General features: G+C 38.4%; 2 protein-coding genes. Both read right to left on the reverse strand.

Annotation, left to right across the window (positions count from 1 at the left end):
* Positions 1–64: 64 nt before the first annotated feature.
* Positions 65–610 (reverse strand): hypothetical protein, encoded by a 546-nt coding sequence (locus tag ORQ98_RS29410; protein ID WP_274692389.1) that lies wholly within the window; start codon positions 608–610, stop codon positions 65–67.
* 175 nt (positions 611–785) lie between these two features.
* Positions 786–1,529, reverse strand: a complete 744-nt coding sequence (locus ORQ98_RS29415; protein WP_274692390.1) for a phage late control D family protein — start codon at positions 1,527–1,529, stop codon at positions 786–788.
* Between the last annotated feature and the right edge of the window lie 66 nt (positions 1,530–1,595).

The raw sequence follows: 1,595 nt of genomic DNA on the forward strand, positions 1-1,595 counted from the left end.
TAAAACGTCGTGGTAAAGGGTTATTAAGTGATTTAGTAGGGCTATTAATATAGCCCCCAGGAATCTATATTGAGCCTAAATTTATTGTTTTTCCTTCTATCCCTGAAGGGTGGGGTCTAATATATCTGTCTGCAAAGTGTCGAGCTGCAACTTTAAGCAAATGATTCAAAAATGATGCAGCTTTTTTAAAGGGAAGAGACAAATTTTTTTCAAATAATACTAAGTGCTTTTGAGCATTATTTTGTTCTTTATAAATGATAAGGTGTGAAGATGATTCAAGTCCTTTATCATCACCAAGTTCAATAATTTCTCTGTCACTTTCAGCACCTCCAACTTTCTGAGTAACAGGGTTAGCTGCAGTTGTATCAACTACATTGACTAACAATATCCAGTAATCATCGTGTTCGCAAATATCTTGGAGTCGGTACTCTTGCGTACCCCTGGGAGATACTTTTTTTCTTGCTTTGTTTTCAGCCTTAATGGCAGTAAGCTCATTCATTATTTCATTGATAGTTCTCGGAGAGACCAGTGCATGATTTATATCTCTAGCATGTGTTTTCCCTGCAAGCCCTATATCAAAAAACTGTATCATTCTTTCGTTATTTTTCATTAACTAAATCTTCCTTAAAGATACAAAGACCAAGCAAGCCGTTTGCACCTAATAATGACTCAAGACTATCACAGAAGACTTATAAACGAATTAAGACTAATATACTAGATGTACACAAGATTCACTCAACTTGAGTTAATACCCACTCTTAACAAAAAATAATGTTAGTGCTTGTTTACTTTCTTGGCAACACCCCCTCAATACTGGTCTCAGAAAAACTACCCGATCCAACCGTATGCTCAACCGTTTTAACAACCCATTCCCCATTAGCACTGGCTTTATGATTAGCAATAATTAACTTTGATTCTGCTACTATCTCTGGTGATAAAGGCCGGATTAAACTGAGTGACTTTTTACCCCGTTTCAATTTGTTTAACTTACCTTCTGCCATGCGTTTAGCTTGATCGGCTGTCTTATAGGTGTCACGTAGGGTGTATTTAGGCTCACCCCCACCCACAATTACTTGAATTTTTTGTTGCTTTTCTTCAGAGAACCAATAGGTTTGCACAGATTGGTAATCATTCCTTTCATTAATGGTCACACGGCCTTTACTGTTGTGTGGGTCGTTAATATGAACTATGGGTAATGGCTGGTTACGGATGTTTTTGCTATCGCCCTTGGTTACGATATACAGCTTATTAGCCATAGCTTTGGCGATGGCATTGTTTTCCTTAGTTAATCGAGTGAGTAGGTTAAGGTCGCTTTCTGCCCGTTGATCAATGTGCTCAAACTGGATATTGGCCAGCTCTGGGCTGATGGCTACCTGATAGCCATGTTTATTGGCAATGATATCCGCCAAGGCTTTCAGGGTGATATTGTCGTATGAAGTATCGTGGGGTGCCTTGATGCTGCCTTTCATATTGGCAGCCTTGGCATGGATAGTCAGGTTATCTTCTTCCAGGGCTTCTTCTAATACCAATCATGGTAAATAATCTGTAAAATACCTGGTCACAGTATTTCACTTAATTTGACTAGGAATTTAATA

It is taken from the genome of Spartinivicinus poritis, from assembly GCF_028858535.1.
Taxonomy (GTDB): Bacteria; Pseudomonadota; Gammaproteobacteria; order Pseudomonadales; family Zooshikellaceae; genus Spartinivicinus; species Spartinivicinus poritis.